This is a genomic window from Bathymodiolus platifrons methanotrophic gill symbiont, assembly GCF_002189065.1.
Lineage (GTDB): Bacteria > Pseudomonadota > Gammaproteobacteria > Methylococcales > Methylomonadaceae > Methyloprofundus.
In genome coordinates this window covers 1-3,701 of record NZ_BDMN01000451.1, presented here as the reverse complement: position 1 = coordinate 3,701, position 3,701 = coordinate 1, and the positions used below count along the sequence as shown (strand labels likewise).

The following is a 3,701-nucleotide window of genomic DNA, read 5'->3' as shown; positions in this document are numbered from 1 at the left end:
TTAGTGCGGTTTTAGGCTCTGAATACAAAGAAACATCAATAGAAGGCTCTGCCCCGCTCTCTTTGCGCCGCTCCCCCCACAAGAAAGATGTTTGTTGTTTTCCGTCAAGGTCTGCGACATGTACCGCCCATTTATTACGCGCAAACTCAACCGCCAACGCACGAGCAAGGCTTGATTTTCCCACCCCGCCTTTTTGGTTTAATAATGAAATAATCATTTTTATTGTTTCTCCTACATATAATTAAAACATTGAACACAATATAACCCATACTTAAACAAATTACAATACTTTTAATAAATACATTAAAAACAATACATTTATTAATACACACACAAAAACACTATAAATATATTTTATATTAAAACAAATACAACCAATACTTATTATACTAATAGGTATATATTCCTTTCACTTAGCTAGTAGCATTTAGTAATATTACTACTACTATCTACTACATAAACGGTGAAATTATGGAACGCAAAAGCAAGGTAACGCAAAGCGCGGTTAATGCTACCTGTAACCATTTACAGGATGACAATAAAAACGTGACTGTAAACGCCGTTATAGGTGTTATAGGCGGGTCTTTCTCTACCGTGGGTGATATGGTCAAACTCTGGCGTGATGAACAGGCCGCGCATTCTGCGCCATTACTGCAAATGCCTGAAAGCGTTAATCAGGCCGTGAGCAAGGCGGCCTTTGATATTTGGGCGGCGGCCTCTGGTCTGGCTGGGGAATCTGTCGAACGCATCCAGAAAGAAGCAGGGGACGCGATAACCAAGGCAAAGGCCGAACTGTCAGAATATGCGGGGGAAGTCTCACGGCTAGAGCGTGAATTAGAGCAAGCTAATTTAAAAACTATTGAGCAGATAAAAAAAGCAAATGAAATGCAGGAGGCCGCCGTTAAGACTATAAGCGAAAACGCGGGGTATGTTGCACAGCTAACCGAAAAAGATAGCCAGCTATACAGCCTTAAAGCTGATTATTCCAAGCTACAAAGCGAACTTGTGGAGATTGCCAAGGCTGCAAATAAACAAAAGACAGCAGCCACCACAAAAAAAACGCCTAAAAAGGCGGCTGGGTAGTGCGGGGGAATGTAACTGTAGCAACTTGCAAGCCGCTACACCTAAATATCTAAAAAATAACAACTCATTTATTCCTGTGAGACTAAAAAAAGACACTCTTTAACATTCCTGTGTCTATCTTTTTGCCTTCCTAGAGTCATATGCTTGTGATCTGTTTTTAAAATATCTATTTTTCTGTTCTTAAAAATTCTAGCTGCTATTGATTCAACTTCATTAATACTGATCATTCCCGTATTGCTATAACTCATAACTAAAGCTGAATTACTATTTTTTATACCTAAGAATAGATCTTCAAACGCTCCTTTAACTTTTGTTTTTATACAAAATGGAGACTGATGTCTTTCTTCCCTGTAACGTCCCTTTACAACTTTTCCTTTTTGAACCTGCAAAGTAGGATAATCATATAGTACAAGGGTTTCTAGTGCATGATAAAAACGACTATAATGCACAAAACAATATGGTGGATCAGCATATACTAATCCACCCTGAAACTTATCTAAACAGCTTTTAAAATCAAGAGCTGTAAATTTATGTTTAAAAGTAGGCTTATAGGTGGGCAACCACTCTACAATTTCATTGTATTTTCTTCCAAAATAAGCAACGATAGATCTTTTTCTATATATTAAAATATCCGAAAAAGAAGATTCTGTTTTAGCATCTCGAAACTGAGCATAATGCCCCGTTCCCTGACTGGAATAAGCCATTGCAAACATCAGCGAGGATAGTATTACTGGATAATATGGTTTATTTTTATATTGTTCGGCAACCTCTCGAATAGCATCAATCCACAAACACTGTTCTGCACTCCACCAAGTACCAGAATAGTTTTTAACAAATAAATGCCAATCTCTTTTGAACTGTTTATTTAATATATTTCTCTGTATTTCTTCATACTCATTAAATTTTTCTATAGAGAACTTTTGATCATAAGAAATGTTTATCCCTAAGCTTTTTTTATGTTTTTTTACAATTATTTGAGCTTGTTCAATAAGTTCAGTAGATGTAGGAACCCCAGATTCTAAATATGCAAGATTATACGTATTAGCAAGTACAGATGAATAATTTTGAATATCGTTAGAATGAACTAGGCACTGTTGACCTATTGCGCCTGATAATGAAGCGCTTCCTGAAAACAAGTCACAAATAGCCCCGCCACGGTATACCTCATTTATCCCTTCCATAACAAAGCCCATAATCTTGGACTTTGATCCCATATACTTTATCAGGCTTGGATAACTTTCTTCTTCCAAAAATAAAGATTCTATTTGTTTACTCGCTAACATTACTCCACCTTAAATAAATATCCCGATTCAGGATATTTCTAACACTATGGCACTATACCAGCTTTGTCAATTACGGGCATGAAATAACAAAGAGCACCTAATGGGATCAAACGTATGGAACGGTGACAATAAAATTATTCAGACATTACTTCGTGACCTAAGAAAGGAATCTGGGCTTACTCAGCTACAATTAGCAAACCTTTTAGATCACCCGCAAAGCTATGTATCTAAATATGAAATGGGGGAGAGAAAGTTAGATTTACCAGAAATTAGAAGGATTTCCATTTGTTGTGGATCAAACTTACACAAATTTGTTGCCGAATTTGAAAAACGATTATCAAAAAAGGCTTGAAAAAATTGAGCGTATATAACTATTTTCCAAATGGGTTTCAAAATAAATATGAAATTATTGAATGGGGTCACGCTGTAGCAATTCTGAAAAATGAATTTCAAGAACAAATTACTGATATGACCGATGTTCTTTCAAGCTTTGAACTTCGTAAAAGCAGTATTACTCAAGGGGGAGGGGGGAAATCTAAAGTTTCTGGTTATTTAGACTCTCAACTCTACAGTAAAGGTTGGGAGGAAAAAAGCTTTAATACATCAATTATTATTGATGAAGAAAGTCATCAAACACCTACCCATAAAGTTGATTGTGTTAAAGGTAGAATAGCATTAGATATTGAATGGAATAATAAAACAGAATTTTACGATAGAGATCTTAACAATTTTAGACTTTTGCACAATTTAAGAGCAATTAGTGTTGGGGTAATTATAACTAGATCTACAGAGTTACAACAAGATATATTCAAACCTTTAGGCATTGCTTCAAAATATGGAGCCTCAACAACTCATTTAAATAAACTCATTCCAAAAATAGAAGGCGGGGGAGCAGGGGGCTGTCCACTTCTAGTTATCGCGGTAAAGTCTGGATCATATATAGATGATTGCTAAGTGGGCGAAAATGTCATTTTCAAAAAGGTATGTCCAGCTCTTCCGGTACTAGACAAAATACACCACTTTCTACGCCGTTGCGCTCAATGAAACTTTCATCTTTTGCGATTTCTTCGGCGGTTATATTGAAATTTTCTCTTGTGGCGTTCACTACGCCCGTAAAACCTCCAAGCCTTATTAGCGGGCTGGCCTTTGGTGGTTCTGTCGCATAAATCCCCCTTCCCGACGTTATCTGCTATCATAATTCTCAATTTCAATAAAAGGTGGATCACATGCTCAGCTTCAAAGGTACTCACTTTCCAAAAGATGTCATTCTTTATGCTGTTTTCTTTTATGTCAGGTATGGTGTTTCGTATCGCGACCTTGAAGAAATTATGGAAG

The 3,701-nt window shown here is 36.7% G+C and carries 6 protein-coding genes and 1 pseudogene; 4 read left to right on the top strand and 3 right to left on the bottom strand.

All coding sequences use genetic code 11. The features are described from left to right. The coding region (locus tag CDZ78_RS19230) for a ParA family protein (RefSeq protein WP_140414231.1) at positions 1-217 on the bottom strand (217 nt) is incomplete at its 3' end. Between the two features lie 254 nt (positions 218-471). Between CDZ78_RS19230 and CDZ78_RS19225 the strand changes: the two genes are divergently transcribed. Next, positions 472-1,083 carry a DNA-binding protein gene (locus tag CDZ78_RS19225; protein ID WP_087871408.1) on the top strand — a complete coding sequence of 204 codons (612 nt, stop codon included), beginning with the start codon at positions 472-474 and terminating at the stop codon, positions 1,081-1,083. 68 nt (positions 1,084-1,151) lie between these two features. Here CDZ78_RS19225 and CDZ78_RS19220 read toward each other — a convergent pair whose 3' ends face one another. Then, complete coding sequence (locus tag CDZ78_RS19220) at positions 1,152-2,366, bottom strand: DNA adenine methylase (RefSeq protein WP_230990911.1); 1,215 nt, start codon at positions 2,364-2,366, stop codon at positions 1,152-1,154. Positions 2,367-2,466: 100 nt separating this feature from the next. Here CDZ78_RS19220 and CDZ78_RS19215 point away from each other — a divergent pair, with 100 nt between their 5' ends. Then, positions 2,467-2,718 carry a helix-turn-helix domain-containing protein gene (locus tag CDZ78_RS19215; RefSeq protein ID WP_087871407.1) on the top strand — a complete coding sequence of 84 codons (252 nt, stop codon included), beginning with the start codon at positions 2,467-2,469 and terminating at the stop codon, positions 2,716-2,718. Beyond that, positions 2,715-3,320, top strand: a complete 606-nt coding sequence (locus tag CDZ78_RS19210; protein ID WP_230990910.1) for a BglII/BstYI family type II restriction endonuclease — start codon at positions 2,715-2,717, stop codon at positions 3,318-3,320. The genes CDZ78_RS19215 and CDZ78_RS19210 overlap by 4 nt, the downstream gene beginning before the upstream one ends. Before the next feature lie 19 nt (positions 3,321-3,339). On the opposite strand, the gene CDZ78_RS23940 is transcribed toward CDZ78_RS19210, so the two are convergent. Further along, positions 3,340-3,471 carry a hypothetical protein gene (locus CDZ78_RS23940; protein ID WP_263459095.1) on the bottom strand — a complete coding sequence of 44 codons (132 nt, stop codon included), beginning with the start codon at positions 3,469-3,471 and terminating at the stop codon, positions 3,340-3,342. Positions 3,472-3,592: 121 nt separating this feature from the next. Between CDZ78_RS23940 and CDZ78_RS19205 the strand changes: the two are divergent. Continuing rightward, positions 3,593-3,701: pseudogene (locus tag CDZ78_RS19205) on the top strand (IS6 family transposase); the annotation flags it as partial.